This window comes from Pedobacter sp. UC225_65 (assembly GCF_042698365.1).
Taxonomy (GTDB): Bacteria; Bacteroidota; Bacteroidia; order Sphingobacteriales; family Sphingobacteriaceae; genus Pedobacter.
In genome coordinates, this window is sequence record NZ_CP170550.1 from 1254432 (window position 1) to 1273665 (window position 19234).

The 19234-nt window shown below is 38.7% G+C and carries 19 protein-coding genes; 8 read left to right on the top strand and 11 right to left on the bottom strand.

Annotated elements, in window-relative coordinates:
* Positions 1-30 precede the first annotated feature (30 nt).
* Positions 31-3153 carry a basic secretory protein-like protein gene (locus ACFJIZ_RS06580; protein ID WP_379091691.1) on the top strand — a complete coding sequence of 1041 codons (3123 nt, stop codon included), beginning with the start codon at positions 31-33 and terminating at the stop codon, positions 3151-3153.
* 70 nt (positions 3154-3223) lie between these two features.
* Here the strand turns inward: ACFJIZ_RS06580 and ACFJIZ_RS06585 are convergent, their stop codons facing one another.
* Positions 3224-3574: a GIY-YIG nuclease family protein gene (locus ACFJIZ_RS06585; protein ID WP_379091692.1), complete on the bottom strand. Its 351-nt coding sequence runs from the start codon at positions 3572-3574 to the stop codon at positions 3224-3226.
* Positions 3575-3709: 135 nt separating this feature from the next.
* Here ACFJIZ_RS06585 and ACFJIZ_RS06590 point away from each other — a divergent pair, with 135 nt between their 5' ends.
* Complete coding sequence (locus ACFJIZ_RS06590) at positions 3710-4486, top strand: XRE family transcriptional regulator (protein ID WP_379091693.1); 777 nt, start codon at positions 3710-3712, stop codon at positions 4484-4486.
* A gap of 71 nt (positions 4487-4557) precedes the next feature.
* Positions 4558-4992: a hypothetical protein gene (locus tag ACFJIZ_RS06595; RefSeq protein WP_379091694.1), complete on the top strand. Its 435-nt coding sequence runs from the start codon at positions 4558-4560 to the stop codon at positions 4990-4992.
* A gap of 67 nt (positions 4993-5059) precedes the next feature.
* Here the strand turns inward: ACFJIZ_RS06595 and ACFJIZ_RS06600 are convergent, their stop codons facing one another.
* The 3 genes from ACFJIZ_RS06600 to ACFJIZ_RS06610 form a co-directional block, all read right to left on the bottom strand.
* Positions 5060-5962 (bottom strand): glycerophosphodiester phosphodiesterase family protein, encoded by a 903-nt coding sequence (locus ACFJIZ_RS06600; RefSeq protein ID WP_379091695.1) that lies wholly within the window; start codon positions 5960-5962, stop codon positions 5060-5062.
* 169 nt (positions 5963-6131) lie between these two features.
* Positions 6132-6767: a DeoR/GlpR family DNA-binding transcription regulator gene (locus ACFJIZ_RS06605; protein WP_379091696.1), complete on the bottom strand. Its 636-nt coding sequence runs from the start codon at positions 6765-6767 to the stop codon at positions 6132-6134.
* 5 nt (positions 6768-6772) lie between these two features.
* On the bottom strand, positions 6773-6898 hold the full coding sequence (locus tag ACFJIZ_RS06610) for a DeoR family transcriptional regulator (protein WP_379091697.1): 126 nt from the start codon (positions 6896-6898) through the stop codon (positions 6773-6775).
* Positions 6899-7047: 149 nt separating this feature from the next.
* Between ACFJIZ_RS06610 and ACFJIZ_RS06615 the strand changes: the two genes are divergently transcribed.
* The 5 genes from ACFJIZ_RS06615 to bioD all read left to right on the top strand — a co-directional run bounded on the left by ACFJIZ_RS06615 (position 7048) and on the right by bioD (position 12713).
* Positions 7048-8631, top strand: a complete 1584-nt coding sequence (locus tag ACFJIZ_RS06615) for a glycerol-3-phosphate dehydrogenase/oxidase (RefSeq protein ID WP_379091698.1) — start codon at positions 7048-7050, stop codon at positions 8629-8631.
* A 24-nt stretch (positions 8632-8655) separates the two neighbouring features.
* Positions 8656-10146, top strand: coding sequence for a glycerol kinase GlpK (gene glpK / locus ACFJIZ_RS06620; protein WP_379091699.1), 1491 nt, complete (start codon positions 8656-8658; stop codon positions 10144-10146).
* 23 nt (positions 10147-10169) lie between these two features.
* The gene (locus ACFJIZ_RS06625) at positions 10170-10907 is read left to right on the top strand and encodes an MIP/aquaporin family protein (RefSeq protein WP_379091700.1); all 738 of its coding nucleotides are present in this window, start codon (positions 10170-10172) and stop codon (positions 10905-10907) included.
* 67 nt (positions 10908-10974) lie between these two features.
* Positions 10975-12099: an aminotransferase class I/II-fold pyridoxal phosphate-dependent enzyme gene (locus tag ACFJIZ_RS06630; protein ID WP_379091701.1), complete on the top strand. Its 1125-nt coding sequence runs from the start codon at positions 10975-10977 to the stop codon at positions 12097-12099.
* Positions 12100-12101: 2 nt separating this feature from the next.
* Complete coding sequence (bioD, locus tag ACFJIZ_RS06635; RefSeq protein ID WP_379091702.1) at positions 12102-12713, top strand: dethiobiotin synthase; 612 nt, start codon at positions 12102-12104, stop codon at positions 12711-12713.
* A 100-nt stretch (positions 12714-12813) separates the two neighbouring features.
* Here the strand turns inward: bioD and rplT are convergent, their stop codons facing one another.
* From rplT to ACFJIZ_RS06670, 7 genes are all read right to left on the bottom strand, one after another.
* Positions 12814-13158: a 50S ribosomal protein L20 gene (rplT, locus tag ACFJIZ_RS06640; RefSeq protein ID WP_055131818.1), complete on the bottom strand. Its 345-nt coding sequence runs from the start codon at positions 13156-13158 to the stop codon at positions 12814-12816.
* A gap of 82 nt (positions 13159-13240) precedes the next feature.
* Positions 13241-13441 carry a 50S ribosomal protein L35 gene (gene rpmI, locus ACFJIZ_RS06645; protein WP_055131819.1) on the bottom strand — a complete coding sequence of 67 codons (201 nt, stop codon included), beginning with the start codon at positions 13439-13441 and terminating at the stop codon, positions 13241-13243.
* 26 nt (positions 13442-13467) lie between these two features.
* Complete coding sequence (infC, locus tag ACFJIZ_RS06650; RefSeq protein WP_055131820.1) at positions 13468-14037, bottom strand: translation initiation factor IF-3; 570 nt, start codon at positions 14035-14037, stop codon at positions 13468-13470.
* Between the two features lie 13 nt (positions 14038-14050).
* Positions 14051-15976 carry a threonine--tRNA ligase gene (thrS, locus tag ACFJIZ_RS06655; protein ID WP_379091703.1) on the bottom strand — a complete coding sequence of 642 codons (1926 nt, stop codon included), beginning with the start codon at positions 15974-15976 and terminating at the stop codon, positions 14051-14053.
* Positions 15977-16134: 158 nt separating this feature from the next.
* Positions 16135-17040 carry a hypothetical protein gene (locus tag ACFJIZ_RS06660; protein WP_379091704.1) on the bottom strand — a complete coding sequence of 302 codons (906 nt, stop codon included), beginning with the start codon at positions 17038-17040 and terminating at the stop codon, positions 16135-16137.
* Positions 17041-17146: 106 nt separating this feature from the next.
* Positions 17147-17884 (bottom strand): (Fe-S)-binding protein, encoded by a 738-nt coding sequence (locus tag ACFJIZ_RS06665; protein ID WP_379091705.1) that lies wholly within the window; start codon positions 17882-17884, stop codon positions 17147-17149.
* A 16-nt stretch (positions 17885-17900) separates the two neighbouring features.
* Positions 17901-19232 carry an MFS transporter gene (locus ACFJIZ_RS06670; protein ID WP_379091706.1) on the bottom strand — a complete coding sequence of 444 codons (1332 nt, stop codon included), beginning with the start codon at positions 19230-19232 and terminating at the stop codon, positions 17901-17903.
* Positions 19233-19234 lie beyond the last annotated feature (2 nt).

The following is a 19234-nucleotide window of genomic DNA, read 5'->3' on the forward strand; positions in this document are numbered from 1 at the left end:
AATATAAAATTGTTCTTAAAAATTCGACACATGAATAGAAACATTACCTTATCAAAAAAATCATTCCTGATTTTATTGCTCATCTTGGTATCATTTACAACTGTAAAGGCGCAATATTTTGGCCAGAACAGAGTGAGGTATAAAAATGAGGATTTCAAGGTTCTGCAAACTCCTCACTTTGAGATTTACTATTACATAAAAAATGAAAAGCTGCTGAAAAAGTTTGCTCAAGATGCTGAAACTTGGTACAAAATGCACCAAGAAGTATTTAGGGATACGTTTTTAAAGAAGAATCCAATCATTTTATACAGTAACCACCCTGATTTTCAACAAACAACCGCCTTAAATGGTGAGATTGGCGTAGGTACTGGTGGTGTTACCGAAGCTTTAAAGAACAGGGTGATCATGCCTGTGTTAGAACTGAATAGCCAAACACGACATGTTTTAGGCCACGAGCTTGTCCATGCCTTTCAATACCATTTATTACTTGAAAAGGATTCAATCAGTTTAGAAAACGTTGGCAATACTCCATTATGGATGGTTGAGGGTATGGCCGAATACTTGTCTGTAGGTAAAAAAGATGCCTTTACATCAATGTGGATGCGGGATGCCTTGCTCAATAGGGATATCCCTTCCTTAAAAGATCTGACCAACTCTAACAAATACTTCCCTTATCGTTATGGCCAAGCATTTTGGACCTTTATAGGCTCACTTTATGGCGATACAACGATTGTACCTTTATTTAAGGCCACAGCTAAATATGGTTATGAAAATGGAATAAGATATACTTTTGGTTATGACGATAGAACCTTATCTGGTTTATGGAAAAATTCGATTGAGCAGCACTACAGGCCTTTGTTAAAAGCAGATAGTTCTCAGATCAAAATCACTGGTACCAAAATCATAGACAATAAAAATGCTGGTAACATGAACGTTGCCCCTTCTATTAGTCCTGATGGCAAATACCTGGCTTTCCTATCAGAAAAAGATCTGTTTGGTATAGACCTCTTTCTAGCCGATGCCAAAACGGGCAAGATCATTCGAAAGCTAAGTAGTCAGATTGCCAATACCCATATTGATGATTTCAATTTCATCGAATCTGCTGGTACCTGGTCTCCAGACAGTAAGAAATTTGCTTTTAGTATTTTTGGAAAAGGAAGAAACCAGTTATTGGTTGTAGATGTAGCCAATGGCAATACCGTTCTGCAAACAGGTATGGGCAAGGTAGAACAGTTTGGCAACCTAACCTGGTCGCCAAGTGGCAATGAAATTGCTTTTTCGGGTATGGTAGAAGGTCAAAGTGATATCTTCTCTTATAACCTCACCACAAAAGAAGTAACGCAGATCACCAATGATGAATATTCTGACTATGCGCCTAACTTCTCCCCTGATGGAACCAAAATAGTTTTCTCTAGCGACAGGGCAGCCATGATGGCCGGAAACATCAATGCAGTTCATCCGATCAACTTAACGGTTTATGATATCGCCAGCAAAACATTGAGCAATATCCCTGTTTTCCAAGGTGCTAATAACTTAAATGCACAATTCTCTGGAGATAGCAAACGGATCTTCTTCTTGTCAAATAGAGATGGTTTCAGGAACCTGTACGAATATACCTTAGCAGATAATTCTGTAAAACAATTAACAGATTACTTTACAGGAATTAGTGGGATTACAGAGTTTTCTCCTGCAATTACTGTTTCCCGTAACGACGATATCATCTACAGTTATTACCGTTACCAGCGTTACACTTTATACAACTCGCCTTTGAGCAATTTTAAAGCAAAGGTTGTAAATGCAAATGAGGTGAATTTTGGTCCGGCCATTTTGCCTCCAATGGAAAATGTAGGCGTTAACATCGTCAACTCAAACCTTGGCAACTTTGACCGTTTCGAAAAGACAGGTCAGGATTCGATGAAAACCGTTCCTTATAGGCCTAAATTCCGCTTGGATTATTTAGCAAATAGCGGTGTAGGTGTTTCTACAAGCAGGTTCGGAACAGGCGTACAAGGGGGTATCATCGGTATGTTTAGCGATATATTAGGTCGAAACCAAATCATTGCCAACCTTTCTGTAAATGGCGAAATCTACGATTTTGGTGGACTGGTAGGCTATATCAACCAAAAAAGCAGGATCAATTGGGGAGTTGCAGCTTCTCACATTCCTTATGTAACTGGTTTCAGAACATTTGGTGCTTATAACCCTAATAAAGGTGGCGACCCAATTGATACGATCAGTACCAATATATTAAGGACGTTTGAAGATAAATTAGAAGTTTTTGGTTCTTATCCTTTCAATAAAGTACATCGTTTCGAATTAGGGACCGCACTATCACGTTATAGCTATCGTTTAGATCGATTCAACAACTATTACCAGGATGTAAATGGTTATCCTGCTTATTATTTAGGTGCAGACAGAGAAAAGGTTTCTAAAGCTGATGCAAGGAACGTATTAGGTATTCCACTTGAGTCTTTCACCATCTACCAAACAAATGCTTCATTTATTGGCGACAACTCCATATTTGGTATGACTGGGCCTCTAGATGGCTTTAGGTATAGGGTTGGTGCCGAACAATATTTTGGTGATTACAACTTCACGGCAATCTCTCTCGATGCCAGAAAGTACTTTAGGGCCAAACCCCTAACCTTTGCTGTAAGGGCCTATAATTACATGCGTTTGGGTAGAGATGGCGAAAACCTTTATCCGATGTTTATTGGCTATCCTTACCTGATCAGAGGTTATGAAGCAAATTCATTCTACAACAGTAAGAACCAAAATTCTGGCACATTCGATATCAACCAACTGTCTGGAAGTAAGATTGCTGTATTCAATTTTGAGATCAGGATACCATTTACCGGACCAAAAAAATTAGCGCAAATCGAATCTAGGTTTTTGTTCACAGACTTAAACTTCTTCTTTGATGCCGGTTTAGCGTGGACAGAAGATTCAAAAGTAGCTTTCAAAGGTCAGCCGAGCAGTGCATTATTACCGGATGGAACACCTTTAGAACGTGTTCCTGCATTAAGTGCTGGGGTTTCGTTGCGGGTAAATCTATTTAATGCATTTATATTAGAACCTTATTATGCTTTTCCTTTTCAACGTAAAGATGTTAAAGGTGGCGTATTTGGTTTAACATTTGCACCAGGCTGGTAAATTAAAACAGCTTAAAACCTAAAAAAGCGGCCAAGTTATCTTGACCGCTTTTTTTATTTATAGGTTGATATTAAGATAAAATGCTTAGTGGCAATGCTACCTGTGTATTCAGCTTTTGATGAGAAAGGATATTTTCAAAATCAAGGCCAATGGTCAGGTCAATCCAATCTGGATTGCAAGAACGTACAATCCTTTCTTTCTGTAGCCTAGTAAAGCGACTGATCAATTTAAAGCGACTCAAAGCTTGTGCTTCAGTTTTAAACTCTTCAAAATATACTAAACGTGTAAGTTGCTGAGCGCTATCAAAAAATAGATTTGGCATCTGCTTGTAGAAATCAAGCGTTTTAATAAGGTCTGCACTCATTCCTACGTGTAAACTTGTGCGATTTCTGTCGGTTACGATGTAAACAAATCTTCTCATGATTTCTCGGCTTTAAAGGGTAAAAACTAAATTAATTAGATTATTGCTTGTACTTTAAATAAATATTACTAACTTTATTGGCACAATAATACTAACAATTTTAGTAAAAACAAATTTATTTTAAAATTATTTTTTATGTCAAACATTTCATCCAACCTTAAGTACTTAAGAAAGAAAAAAGGTCATACACAGCAGCAATTTGCTGATGCTATGGAAATTAAGCGTTCATTAATTGGAGCCTATGAAGAAGACCGGGCTGAACCGAAATATGATTTACTAAAAAAAATAGCAGAGTATTTTGATTTGACCATTGATGAATTTATCAATGAAAACATAAATGACAATTGGAAACCGAAACCAAAAAGCCAAGGATCCAACCTTAGGGTTTTAAGCATTTCTGTTGATCAGCACGATAATGAAAACATAGAATTGGTACCTGTTAAAGCCAGCGCTGGATACCTGAATGGTTTTTCAGACCCACAATACATCCAAGACCTGCCAAAGTTCCAGCTTCCCCTACCCGCTTTAAGGCAGGGAACTTTTAGGGCTTTTGAAATCATGGGCGATTCAATGTTACCCATCCAACCCGGAAGTGTAATTATTGGAGAATATCTTGACAATTGGAGCGAAGTTAAAACTGGAGAAACCTATGTGATCATCAGCAAAAACGAAGGTGTGGTTTATAAAAGAGCCGGCAACCGTTTCAAAGAGAACAAAGAATTGAAACTGATTTCAGACAATAAAGTATATGATCCTTATTCAATTGATGCAGATGACATCTTAGAGATCTGGAAAGCGAAGGCCTACATTTCTACTTCATTACCAGATCCAACACCAGAACCAACAATCGAAACCTTATCAAGTATGATGGCGCAGATGCAAAAATCTATTTCTCAGCTCAATAAGAATTAACATATTTTAACAAACGCTAATTAAACTCTATCGTCGTTTTTTCATCTATCGTAATAAATAACAACATACAGATGAAAAAATTATTTTATACAATGGCTTTTGTGGTAATGGGAATTACTGCTAGCTACGCCCAAAAACCGGGTAAAGAAAGAGCAACTGCTGAGCAGAGGGCTGAAAAAATGGCAAATGCATTACAGCAAAAACTGAGTTTAACTGCCGACCAAAAACAAAAGATACAACAGATTGAATTGGATCGCATCAAGAAGAACGATGAATGGCGTACACAAGACCGAACAGCCATAAAAGGTAAAATGGAAGAGCGTAAAGCTTTTTTCAAAGCCAATCAAGAAAAGATAGATGCAATTTTAACTGCAGACCAGAAAAAAACATTAGCTGCATCTCGTGATGAAATGAGAGACAAAATGAAAGATAGAAAAGGTGGTAAAGGTCCGAGAGGACAACGACCAGGAAAAGGAACCCCTCCACCTCCACCTGCAAATAATTAAATAAAAAAAGTCTCCCGCAAAATTGGGAGACTTTTTATTTCAGAACAACTTATGTCACCTAAATAGTTTAAAATAGATCCGGATAATCAGTAATCACTCCATCTACCTTAAGCAACTTCAAACGATTGATATCTTCAGCAGTATTTACCGTCCACGGAATGACCTTCACACCATCGGCATGTGCTTTTTCGATTAAATTTGTGTCAACCATTCTCCACTCAGGACTTAAAATAAATGGTTTGAAACCTAAATCCGCCATATTTTCTTCGTATGTTTTTCTATTGGCTACCAAAAAAGACGTTTTCACTTTAGGATATTTTTGATGGATCAGCTGGATGGTCCTTTTATCAAACGATTGGATAACTACAAATGGTGTAACTTTCTTTTGCTCGATCACGTCCATCAACAGCTTTACAAAAACCTCAGGTGTTGGATTGGTAATCCCATCACCCTGTGGAGAACATTTTGTTTCAATATTATAAAATACTTGTTTTCTGTTTTTCTGCTTTACCTCACGCTGAACGTTATCAATTAAATCAGCCAACAAAGGGATAAAGGTTTTGATTTTCTTTTGTTCCGTAAAACCAACATTTATTTTTGTACCAATATCAAATGTTTTCAATATGCTGTAATCCATCTGGAAGACTGGATATTTCTTTTCATCAGTTTTTGGGATTTCATTTCCCTCTGGGGTCAACATAAAAGCAGGACTCAGGTAATCATCGTGCGTAACCACCACTTTACCATCTTTGGTAATGTGCGTATCCATTTCTAAAGTGGTTACATTTTGATACTTCATGGCATCCAACATGGCGATAATGGTATTTTCGGGCATCAAGCCTCTTCCACCACGATGGGCCTCTGCACTAAACGCTGGAAAATCGGTCTGCATATTTTTTTGTTGGTCGGCCACTTTAAATCCGGTGATTGAAATTACACCAAAAAAACCAAGAAAGATATATTTTTTCATATTAAATAAGATTAGATTTCAGTTGTAGCATTTACAGTAAAGTCACGTGCAAATAATCAACTTCCTTACCTTACAAAACTAGCAGGCCAGCGTTAAACTAACATTAACATGCGATTAATAGTATCCGAGAATTCGAATTGGCAATCACAAAACAAGTCGAAACAATTTGTTATACGATCGTAACTGTTACCCCCAGCCCTTCTAAATGGTTAACGATCTGTTGAGAAATGCCTTTATCGGTAATGATATGGTCGATATCTTCAAGCCCACATATCTTACCGAAACCTCTTTTACCAAATTTGGTAGAATCGGCCAAAACAATGGTCTTTTGGGCAACACCAATCATTTTACGGTTCAAATGTGCCTCCATGGCATTGGTAGTGGTCAAACCGTAATCTAGGTCTATACCGTCCACCCCTAAAAACAAGGTATTAAAATAAAAATCTTGTAATACCTGCTCTGCATAGGCACCCATTACCGATGATGAGCTTTTGCGCAATAGGCCGCCCAATTGGATTACTTCTATGCTAGGCTCGCGCATCAGCTCCAAAGCGATATTTAATGCAGAAGTAACAACCGTTAAACTTAAACCACTTGGAATATTCTTTACGAAATAAAGCAAAGTGGTTCCAGAAGCCACAACAATAGAGTCGTTTTCTTTTAAAAGTTGGGTTGCCGCAATACCAATTTTGTTTTTTTCTGTAGATTGTATCTTTTCTTTCTCATTCACAGGTCGATCTACCGTATAAGGATTGTTAACCGTAGCCCCACCATGTGTTCTAAAGAGCAAGTTCTTTTCTTCCAATAGTTTCAGATCTTTCTAATCGTAACAGACGAAACCTTCAATTCCTTGCACAACTCTACCACATTAATGTATTGGTCTTTTTGGATGCGATTAATTATAAACTGGTGCCTTTCAGCTAAATTCATCATCATGGTTTATCAACTTAGCTTGCAAAATAATAAATAAAACAAAAACTTAGTCCATTTTTAGCAATTTAAAAATATTTATAGACTGATTTTTATTATTTCGATTATGATTTCTTATACTTGTTTATTGTTTCGTTTTGTTATTTTTATCAATAATGCATAGGATACACAATTACCATCTTGCCGATCAATCCGAATGGGATGTCATCATTATTGGTGGTGGTGCCACAGGTCTGGGTACGGCACTTGATGCTGCCAGCAGGGGATTAAAAACATTACTTGTAGAACAATCAGATTTTGCCAAGGGTACATCCAGCCGAAGTACAAAATTGGTACATGGCGGTGTGCGTTATCTGGCACAAGGTGACATCGGTCTAGTTAAACATGCTTTAAAAGAAAGAGGGTTATTGGCACAAAATGCCCCACATCTTGTGCATAAAGAAGAATTTATCATTCCATGCTATGATTGGTTTTCAATCATAAAATACTTTACAGGCCTTACCTTATACGATTGGCTGGCTGGAAAGTTCAGTTTCGGAAACTCTAAATACTTATCTAAGCAAAAGACCTTAAATTTAATGCCAGGCATCAAAGCGGAAGGGCTTAAAGGGGCCATCAGTTATTTCGATGGCAAATTTGATGATGCCAGATTAGCGGTCAACATTGCGCAGACAGCAACTGAACAAGGCGCTACTCTGATCAATTACATGAAAGTTGTTAGACTACTGAAGCAAGGAGATGCTGTTGTAGGGGTAGAAACTGAAGACATGATCACAAAAGCAAGCTTTAAGTTAAATGCGAAAGTAGTGATCAATGCCACAGGTGTTTTTGTAGACGAAATCTTACAGATGAACAACCCTGATGCCAAAAAGATGGTCCGCCCCAGCCAAGGTGTGCATATTGTACTAAAAAAAGAGTTTCTGAATAGCGAATCTGCATTGATGATACCCAAAACTACCGATGGTCGGGTTTTATTTGCCGTGCCATGGCACAATCACCTGTTGGTCGGCACAACAGATACGCCATTAGACGAACATAGTTTAGAACCTAGGGCCTTAAAAGAAGAAACCGACTTTATCTTGAACACTGCAGGTGCTTATTTTAAGATAAAACCAATTGAAAAAGATATTTTAAGTGTATTTTCTGGTTTAAGACCGCTTGCAGCTCCTACAGATGCCAATGGCAACAGTACCAAAGAAATCAGCAGAGACCATAAATTGATGATATCTGCAAAGGGACTGATCACCATTACAGGTGGTAAATGGACCACCTATCGACGAATGGCCGAAGAAACGATTGATTTAGCTATTAAACATACGGGGCTGGCTTCAAAAGCTTGCCAAACGCAAAACCTAAAAATACATGGCGTGCTGATGGTAGATGATGACAATTACCTCAATATTTATGGTTCAGACCGCACCAACATCGAAGCCTTGGCCAAACAACAACCTGAACTACAGGAAAAACTACACCCAGATTTTCCTCACATCGCTGCTGAAGTAGTTTGGGCCATCAGAAATGAAATGGCCGAAACAGTAGAAGATATTTTGAGTAGAAGATTAAGGATCTTATTTATTGATGCCCATGCAGCGATACAAATGGCACCAAAAGTAGCCAAGCTGTTGGCAAAAGAATCTGGTGCAGATCAAAGTTGGGAGCAAGATCAAATCGAAATATTTGATACATTAGCTAACGGATATATTTATCACGCAGCAAAAAAAGAAACACAGGCGAGTTAAAATAACCTAACCAAATATAAACGTATGAGCAATTACATCTTAGCTCTTGATCAAGGAACCACAAGTTCGAGAGCGATTGTTTTTAACCATGATGGCGAAATCGTGGCCATTGCACAAAAAGAATTTACACAGACTTATCCGCATGCGGGATGGGTAGAACACGACCCTTTAGAAATCTGGTCTACACAGCTGTCTGTTGCTGCCGAAGTGATTGTAAAGGCCGGATTATCTGCAAAAGACATCAATTCTATCGGCATAACCAACCAAAGGGAAACCACCGTAGTTTGGGACAGAGAAACCGGACAACCCATCTACAATGCAATTGTATGGCAAGACAGACGTACATCAGCTTATTGCGATGAAATCAGAGGTCAGGGTCTATCAAAAAAAATACAGGACAAAACTGGCTTGATGATCGATTCTTATTTTTCAGCCACTAAGGCCAAATGGATCTTAGAAAATGTAGCGGGTGCCAAAGAAAAAGCAGAAGCGGGGAAACTGGCATTTGGCACGATCGACACTTGGTTGATTTGGAAACTCACCAACGGACAAACCCATGTTACGGATGTGAGCAACGCCTCGCGTACCATGATGTATAATATCCATACTTTAACCTGGGATGAACAATTATTGGAACTTTTCGGCATTCCAAAATCAATGTTACCGGAAGTAAAATCGTCGAGTGAAGTATATGGAGAAACAGCAGGAAATATCTTGGCTGCCAAATTACCTATCTCAGGTATCGCTGGCGACCAACAGTCTGCGTTATTTGGTCAAATGTGCATTGAACCGGGTATGGTTAAAAACACCTATGGTACTGGTTGTTTCATGTTGATGAACATTGGAAATACGGCAAAAATATCAGCCAATAATCTTTTGACCACCATCGCCTGGAAAATAAATGGAGAAGTTACCTATGCCTTAGAAGGCAGTATATTTATCGGTGGCGCTGTAGTGCAATGGCTTAGAGACGAATTAGGAATGATCTCTAAATCTGCTGATGTAGAAACATTGGCTTCAAAGGTAAAAGACACACAGGGTGTTTATATTGTACCTGCTTTTGCGGGTCTAGGCGCTCCACACTGGGACCAACATGCCCGTGGCACCATCACAGGTTTAACCAGAGGCACAAATAAATCCCATATCGCTAGAGCTGCCTTAGAGAGCATTGCCTACCAGACCATGGATGTTTTAAAAGCCATGGAAGCCGATGCAGGTGTTGGCATTGCCGAGCTAAGAGTTGATGGTGGTGCAACTGCAAACAATCTATTGATGCAATTCCAGGCAGATCTATTAAATTGTAAGGTGATCAGACCTGAAGTTACCGAAGTCACCGCTATCGGTGCTGCTTACCTTGCTGGTCTGGCCACAGGTTTCTGGGACAGCATTGACCAGATCAAGTCGCAGTGGAAAATCAACAAAACCTTTGTAGCAGAAAGTGGAATCGACAATAAAGACCGCATCAAAGGATGGAACAGAGCAGTTAAAGCCGCTCGTGTAAACGCAGAAAATTAATCAACCAACATAAACCAAACAAAATGACAGAATATCTTGCAGAATTTATAGGCACAGCGCTGTTGATCCTATTGGGGAATGGCGTAGTAGCCAACGTGGTGCTCAAAGGCACAAAAGGAAACAATAGTGGCTGGATCGTGATCACAACCGCTTGGGCACTAGCCGTATTTGTGGGTGTAGTAGTTGCAGGCCCATATAGTGGCGCGCACCTTAACCCAATTGTAACCTTGGCCGTAGCCATTGCCAAAGGATTTGATTGGGCAAAAGTACCTTTTTACATACTTGCACAACTCAGTGGTGCAATGGTGGGTTCTTTTTTGGTTTGGATCATCTACAAAGACCATTTTGATGCAACTGAAGATAAAGGTCTAAAAGCAGCTCCTTTTGCAACTGCCCCGGCAATCAGAAACAAGGTATCAAACTTATTCTCTGAAATTGTAGGAACTTTTGTACTCATCTTTGTGATCTTCTACATTACAGATGCCTCTTTAGCGACTACAGAAGTTACCAAAATTGGCTTGGGCTCTATCGGAGCAATTCCAGTTGCATTTTTGGTATGGGTAATTGGCTTGGCCTTGGGTGGAACTACAGGTTATGCCATCAATCCAGCCAGAGACTTAGGCCCTAGACTTGTACACGCTTTAATTCCAATGAAAGGAAAAGGTGATAGCGATTGGTCTTATGCTTGGATACCCATCATTGGTCCTATCATCGGATCTTCTTTGGCCGCATTCGTATTTTTGGCATTGAGCTCGAAATAACTGCGAATTAAAAATATAAACAGGAAAGCCCGATAATAAGCCAGGCTTTCTTTATTTTTGGCCTATCATGAATTCGGCTGAGCAATTTCTTCAAGATAGATTACAGGAAAGAACAACAAAAGGACTGTTCAGGCAATTGATCAATACTACCCTCCCATTTGATTTCTGCTCCAACGATTACTTGGGTTTTGCCAAGTCTCCTGCATTAAAACAACTCATCGAAGCACAGGTAAAAAACATTGCCAATTATAAAAATGGGTCGGGTGGCTCGAGGTTATTAAGCGGAAATCATCCTTATACTGAAGAAACGGAACAGTTTATAGCCAATTTTCACCAAGCAGCAGCTGGATTGATCTTTAATTCGGGTTATGATGCCAATGTTGGGCTATTATCAGCCGTACCGCAAAGGGGAGATACCATTATAACCGACGAGCTGATCCATGCAAGTTTGATTGATGGGGCTAGACTAAGCCATGCAGAACGATATAAATTCAGGCACAACGACCTAAATGACTTAGCGCAAAAACTCAAAAATGCAAAAGGGTTAATCTATGTGGTGGTAGAAAGCGTGTACTCCATGGATGGAGATACAGCCCCACTTAAAGAGATTGTTGATTTGTGTAAACAACACCAAGCGCACCTCATTGTAGATGAAGCTCATGCTACTGGTATTTTTGGCCATAAAGGTCGAGGCTTAACAGTACAACTTGGCTTAGAAAAGGATGTTTTTGCACGTATTGTAACTTTTGGTAAAGCTGTCGGAACACACGGGGCTATTATTTTAGGAAGCACTGCCCTACGCAATTATCTGATCAATTTTTCTCGTTCTTTTATCTACACCACTGCAGCACCAATTCATCACATTGTGGCGATCAATTGTGCCTACCAATTATTAACAACGAATGATTATCCAACTCAAATCGCTCATAAAATAATCCTTTACAACGAGCTGCTTCGTAATATAAATCTACCAATTATCAAAAGTTCAAGTGCAATACAGACTATTTTAGTCAAGGGCAATGCAAATGCCAGAAACGCTGCTGCCGGTTTGCAAGAAAAGGGTTTTGATGTAAAAGCTATCCTTAGTCCAACTGTAGCAGAAGGGAAAGAAAGACTAAGAATCTGCCTGCATACCTACAATAGCGATGAAGAAATCCGAAACCTAGCTGAGCAGCTCAAAACATTACAATAACAATGGCCGAAACATATTTTATAACCGGAATTGGCACTGGAATTGGTAAAACAATCACAAGTGCTGTACTTACAGAAAAGCTAAATGCAGATTATTGGAAGCCCATCCAATCTGGCGATCTGGACCAAAGTGATAGTTTGTCTATCGAAAACCTGATTACAAACACCACCAGCCAAATCCATCCAGAAACCTACCGTTTAAACCATCCACTCTCCCCTCATCTATCTGCTAAGATGGATGGAATAGAAATCGAACTGGAGAAATTCCATCTACCTAAAACCAATCATCCATTGATCGTAGAAGGTGCAGGCGGATTAATGGTTCCTTTAAACAACAAGGAATTGATCATAGACTTGATCAAGCACTTAAATATTCCTGTAATTGTGGTCTCTCAGAATTACCTAGGCAGCATCAATCATACCTTATTGACCATCAACACCTTAAAACAACACAACATCGATATCAAAGGAATCATCTTTAACGGTGAAACAAATACAGAAAGTGAAACCTACATTTTAAGATATACGCAAGTTCAATCTTTGGGCAATATCCCTTTGTTAGTTAATTTAGATAAAAATTCAATCAAAGCAGCCGGAAAAAATCTAGCTATCTAAAAGAATAGGCTTTACTAAGGTCGAAGGATATTTCCAAACCAACAAAACGGGCATAAAAAAGGGGAACAAATTGTTCCCCTTTTCCTTGATATGGTATTTCTTATTTTACTGCATCAATGATTGCTTTAAAAGCATCTTTATGGTTCATTGCTAAGTCTGCTAAAACTTTACGGTTTAAACCAATGTTTTTTGCAGCCAATTTACCAATTAATTGAGAGTAAGATACACCGTGTTCACGTGCTCCAGCGTTGATACGTTGGATCCACAATCCGCGGAATTCTCTTTTCTTAACTTTACGGTCACGGTAAGCATATTGCAAACCTTTTTCAACCGTGTTTTTAGCAATGGTAAATACCTTGCTTCTTGATCCCCAATAGCCTTTGGCCATATTTAGGACTTTTTTCCTTCTGCGTCTAGCAGCTACTGCGTTTACCGAACGTGGCATAGTGTGTTGTTTTTGATAAGCGGTGTTGCGTTTTACCTAAGGGTTCAGCAATCTTACAACCGAGTATCTGGTTAAAAATTAATTATTTACCGATGCAAAGCATACGTTTAACGTTGCCCATATCAGCGTCACTTACCAGACTTGTCTGGCCTAAATTACGCTTACGTTTAGTGCTCATTTTTGTTAAAATGTGACTTTTGTATGCGTTCTTTCTTGAGATTTTACCTGTTCCAGTAAGCGAAAAACGCTTTTTAGCACTGGAATTGGTTTTCATTTTTGGCATAACCCTGTTTTAATTTATATAATATATTACTTCTTTGCTACTTTAGGCGCAAGGGTCAAGAACATACGTTTACCCTCTAATTTAGGCAACAATTCTACCTTACCTATATCTTCTAATGCTTGGGCAAACTTCAACAATAAGATTTCACCCTGTTCTTTATAAACAATAGCTCTACCTTTAAAGTGTACATAAGCCCTCACTTTTTCGCCGTTTTCTAAAAAGCTAACTGCATGTTTTAATTTAAACTGAAAATCGTGGTCGTTGGTATTCGGTCCAAAACGGATTTCCTTAATTACAGTTTGTTTAGCATTTGCCTTGATCTCTTTTTGCTTTTTCTTTTGTTCGTAAACAAATTTGCTATAATCGATAATGCGGCAAACAGGTGGGACTGCATTTGGAGAGATTTCTACTAAATCCAGTTCCAACTCATCAGCAAGTGCCAAAGCTTTTGCCAAAGGGTAAATTCCTGGCTCAACATTATCTCCAGCTAATCTCACCTCCTGGGCTCTGATATACTGATTAATATTATGTTCTGCTTCTTTTTTCTTAAAAGGAGGACGTGGTCCCCTATTAAATCCTGGTCTTCCTAATGCCAAATGTAAATCCTATTTAAACTGTTATTTCTTTAATTATTAATGCGCTAAACTCTGCCAAAGTCATTTCTCCCAAATCTCCCTCACCATGCTTACGTACTGAAACTTTCCCTTCTTCCATCTCCTTTTCACCAATTATCAGCATATAAGGCAATTTTTTAACCTCAGCGTCTCTGATTTTCCTTCCAATTTTCTCATCTCGAAAGTCTATCAGCCCGCGAATATCGGAATTATTTAGTTCATCTGAAACTTTTTTTGCATATTCTTCATACTTTTCTGAGATTGGAAGAATAATATATTGTTCTGGTGATAACCATAATGGGAAATTACCAGCGCAATGTTCGATCAATACAGCCACAAAACGTTCCAATGAACCAAAAGGTGCACGGTGGATCATCACTGGGCGATGTTTCTGGTTATCACTACCAGTGTACTCCAATTCGAAACGCTCTGGCAAGTTATAATCTACTTGGATAGTACCCAATTGCCATTTACGACCTAGGGCATCTTTCACCATAAAATCTAACTTAGGACCATAAAAAGCAGCTTCACCAAGTTCTACCACAGTTGGAAGTCCCATTTCTTCGGCAGCTTCAATAATCGCAGTTTCCGCTAGTTTCCAGTTTTCATCACTACCAATATATTTTGCCTTGTTTTCTGGATCACGCAAAGAAACTTGGGCAATATAGTTGTCAAAACCCAAAGATTTGAACACATATAAAACCAGGTCAATTACTTTTTTAAATTCTTCTTTTACCTGATCAGGACGACAGAACAAATGCGCATCATCTTGAGTAAAACCACGAACACGGGTTAAACCATGTAGCTCCCCACTCTGTTCATAACGATATACGGTACCAAATTCGGCAAAACGAACCGGTAGGTCTTTGTACGAACGGGGTTTGAACTTGTACATTTCGCAGTGATGCGGACAGTTCATCGGTTTTAAGAAGAACTCCTCTCCTTCTTGTGGTGTTTTGATGGGTTGGAAACTATCCTTACCATATTTATCATAGTGACCAGAAGTTACATATAAGTTTTTATGACCAATATGTGGAGTGATCACCTGCTCATAACCAGACTTCACTTGTGCTTTGGTTAAGAATTGGGCCAAACGTTCGCGCAAAGCAGTTCCTTTTGGCAACCACATTGGTAAACCAGCGCCCACTTTTTCAGAGAACATGAACAACTCCAATTCTTTACCTAATTTACGGTGGTCGCGTTTTTTCGCTTCTTCGATCATTAACAGGTATTCTGTCAATTCACTAGCTTTTGGAAAAGTTACGCCGTAAATACGGGTCAATTGTTTTTTGGTTTCATCACCACGCCAGTAGGCACCAGCAACATTCATTAATTTAATGGCTTTGATAAAACCAGTATTTGGAATGTGTGGACCACGACAAAGATCTGTAAAAGCACCTTGGGTATAAAAAGTGATTTTTCCATCATCTAAACCTTCTAAAAGGTCTAGTTTATATTCGTCACCTTTTTCGGTGAAATATTTAATCGCATCAGCTTTTGAAACACTTTCTCTGCTAAAAACCTCTTTTTGTTTAGCAAGTTCCAACATTTTGGTTTCAATTGCTTTGAAATCGTCAGAAGAGAACTCTCTGTCGCCAAAATCTACATCGTAATAAAAACCAGTTTCGATCGCTGGTCCGATTCCGAACTTTGTACCTGGATACAATGCTTCTAAGGCTTCAGCCATCAAGTGGGCAGATGAATGCCAAAAAGTAGCTTTTCCAGCAGTGTCATTCCATGTTAATAATTTGAGACTAGAATCAGATTCGATGGGTCTTGAAGAATCCCAAACTTCTCCGTTTACTTCTGCTGCTAAAATGTTTCTTGCTAAGCCTTCTGAAATAGATAAGGCAATTTGATAGGCAGTTGTGCCTTTTTCGTACTGACGAACAGACCCGTCAGGTAAAGTAATGTTAATCATCTACAACTATGATTTAAAGTTTAAAAAAATGGTTTGATCAAATCACATACCACGTGATTTTTGAATTGCAAAGATACAGTTTTTGGAAATGATTTGGTTATAAATCACAAAAAAAGCCCTCGATAAATCGAAGGCTTTAAAAATTAAAAAGGGAAAAATTAATTAATATTTACTCTTACCGGAGCACCACCTTGTCTACCGCCTCCACTAAATCTTTTCATCATGGCTTCCATTTTTGTTTTATACTGATCGGCAGTAATCGGCAATGCTTTTTTAGGCGCAGTTACGTCTTTAGCACTCACACCTCTATATTCGATGCTTTTTGCAATGGTACTATTTCCTTTGTTTTCAATAGCCAATACAGTTCCTTCTGTCCATAAATTAGGATTTGGAGAAAAGCTAAAACCTAAATCATTGGTATACCAAACCGCTGTTTCGTCTACAATATCCTTATCCATATCTAAAACTTTTGCTTTACGGATAGATTTGATGATGACCTTATTGCAATTGAAACCTAATATTTTTTTGGTCTCGTCTGTTTTTACAACTTCCATCGTTGGCGGACCTGGTAAAAACTGAACTGCACCTGTATTTGCCTGCGCAGCATTTCCACCTTGTCTGTTGTTACCACCCATGTTAAAGTTTGGTTGAATATTTGGTGCAACAGTTAATTTGCTCTGCATTGCATAAGTGGTATCGCTTACATCAAACACTTCTACCAATTTTTGATCAGCGAAAGAATAATAATATTCTCTTGCACCACCAGCACCACCAAAACGCATCATCATACGGCCCATGCCACCGCCTCCGCCACCATTGCTATCTTCTGTTTCTTCAACAGGCATATAACTCGCATTTGTAGCTGTGAAAAGCAATTCGAAATTAGATTTTACCGCTTTTGGCATACGCGCTCTCATTTCTTCCGTCAACTGAACACCACTTGCTGATGCCATTGCAGCAGGATCCATGGTGGTTTCAAACTGGATGGCTCCAGATTTTTTTTGTGCCTGAGCTGTTAAAGCTATCGCAAATAAGCCTACAAAGGCCATCATTATTTTTTTCATTGATATATTCTTGTTTTGATACTACAAATTTATTGTAGTTTTTAGATTTCAAATGTTAAAAAAGGTTAATTCATCAAAACATAACCATTCTTTTACAATGTAAAGACTAATACTCTGTACTTTCTAGCCAACCGTTGGCAAGTACATCTGCGATGTGCATGGTTTTCAAGGGTATATTGTTCTTTTTGATATATCCTTCTAAATGCATTAGACAGGACAAATCTGTTGATATGATATAGTCTGCATCCATCTCTAAGGCATTGTTCACTTTCTGTTCGGCCATTGCCGATGAAATGGCATCGAACTTAACCGCAAAAGTACCACCAAAGCCACAGCACATATCTGTATCTTTCATCTCTACCATTTCAAGCCCATGTACTTTGGCCAATAATTGGCGAGGTTCATCCTTGATCTTGCACTCGCGCAAACCACTGCACGAATCGTGGTAAACTGCTTTTCCTTCTAGCTCAGCGCCAAAATAATCTTTGTTCAATACGTTGACCAAAAAATCTGAAAGTTCAAAGATATTAGCCTGCATGCTTCTACACTTGTTATGCACTATCGTATTGGTAAACAAGTCATTAAATCCATTTTTAACCATACCCACGCAGGAGGCCGATGGAGCTACAATATATTCGCTTTCAGAAAAATCATTTAAAAATTTATTGCCAATTTCCTTGGCCTGCTCCCAATACCCTGCATTATAAGCGGGCTGACCACAACACGTTTGTTTTGAATTATAGCTCACCACACACCCAGCCTTTTCCAAAACCTTAACGGTATTAAAAGCTGTTTCTGGGTATAGTTGGTCTACAAAACAAGGAACAAATAACTCTATCTTCATTGGTGGATGTTAAAATTTAAGACTGCTGTTCTTCAACAACAGTAACTGTTTTAGGTTCTACCCTTTTTAAAAGCAACAAAAATAGTAATCCTAAAACGAAAAACAGTGCTAATGCCAGTGTAGAATTTCGCATACTGCCCGTATATTCTTCAATATAGCCAAAACTGAACATCCCAAATACCAATGCCACTTTTTCTGCTACATCATAAAAACTAAAAAACGAGGTATGGTCTGGACTGTCTTGTGGCAGAAATTTAGAATAGGTAGAACGTGATAAAGATTGGATACCACCCATGATCAAACCTACAACAGCCGATAATGCATAAAATTGATACTCAGTTTGTACAAAATAAGCAGCAACGCAGGCACCGATCCAGATCAGTACCACACCGATCAGCACATTCACGTTACCATATTTTTTGGTGGACAAATAAGACATCAACATGGCACCAGGAATAGCTACAATCTGCAGTAATAAAATGGTAGCAATCAATTTACTCGTAGTCATGTGCAATTCTTTCTCTGCAAAAATCGTAGCCATCAACATGACAGTTTGTACGCCCATCGAGTAAAAAAAGAAAGAAAAAAGAAAGCGTTTCAAATAAGCCATTTGTTTCACTTGTCTCCAAACTTTTTGGAGTTCTTTAAAGCCACTGGTCATTACATTGTGTTGCCCAACTTTAAAATTCGGACTCCCCTTAGGCAGATATTTGAAAGGAATCTGCGCAAAACCTATCCACCATACCCCTACCAGAAAGAAAGAAAGACGCATCGGTAGCGAAGCATCCGTAATGCCAAACCATTCAGGTTTAAACACAAAAACAAAACAAATCAACTGCAAAATAACACTACCAATATAACCAAAGGTAAAGCCTTTAGCACTTACCCTATCTTGCTGATCAACTGTGGCAATTTCTGGCAGATAAGAGTTGTAAAACACCAAACTACCCCAAAAACCTATGGCTGCCAAAACAAAAAAGATCACACTGATTTGTAAGGTGTCGAGCTTAAAAAAGAAGAGTCCACAACAAGCCAAGGCACCAATATAGGTGAACATCTGCATAAAGATCTTCTTATTTCCTCTGGTATCGGCTATGGAAGATAAAATTGGAGAAATGACAGCGATGACCAAAAAGGCAAAGGCCATGGCGTAGCTGTATAAGGCCGAATTCACAAATTTTCTACCGAAAAAGGTTACATAATCAATGGTATTGTTATCCTTATCTGATGTAATTGCTGTAAAATAAGCTGGAAATATTGTTGAAGTAATTACCAAGTTATAAGCAGAGTTGGCCCAATCGAAAAAGGCCCATGAGCGAATAACTTTTTTGTCGTTTTTCTGTTGCATAA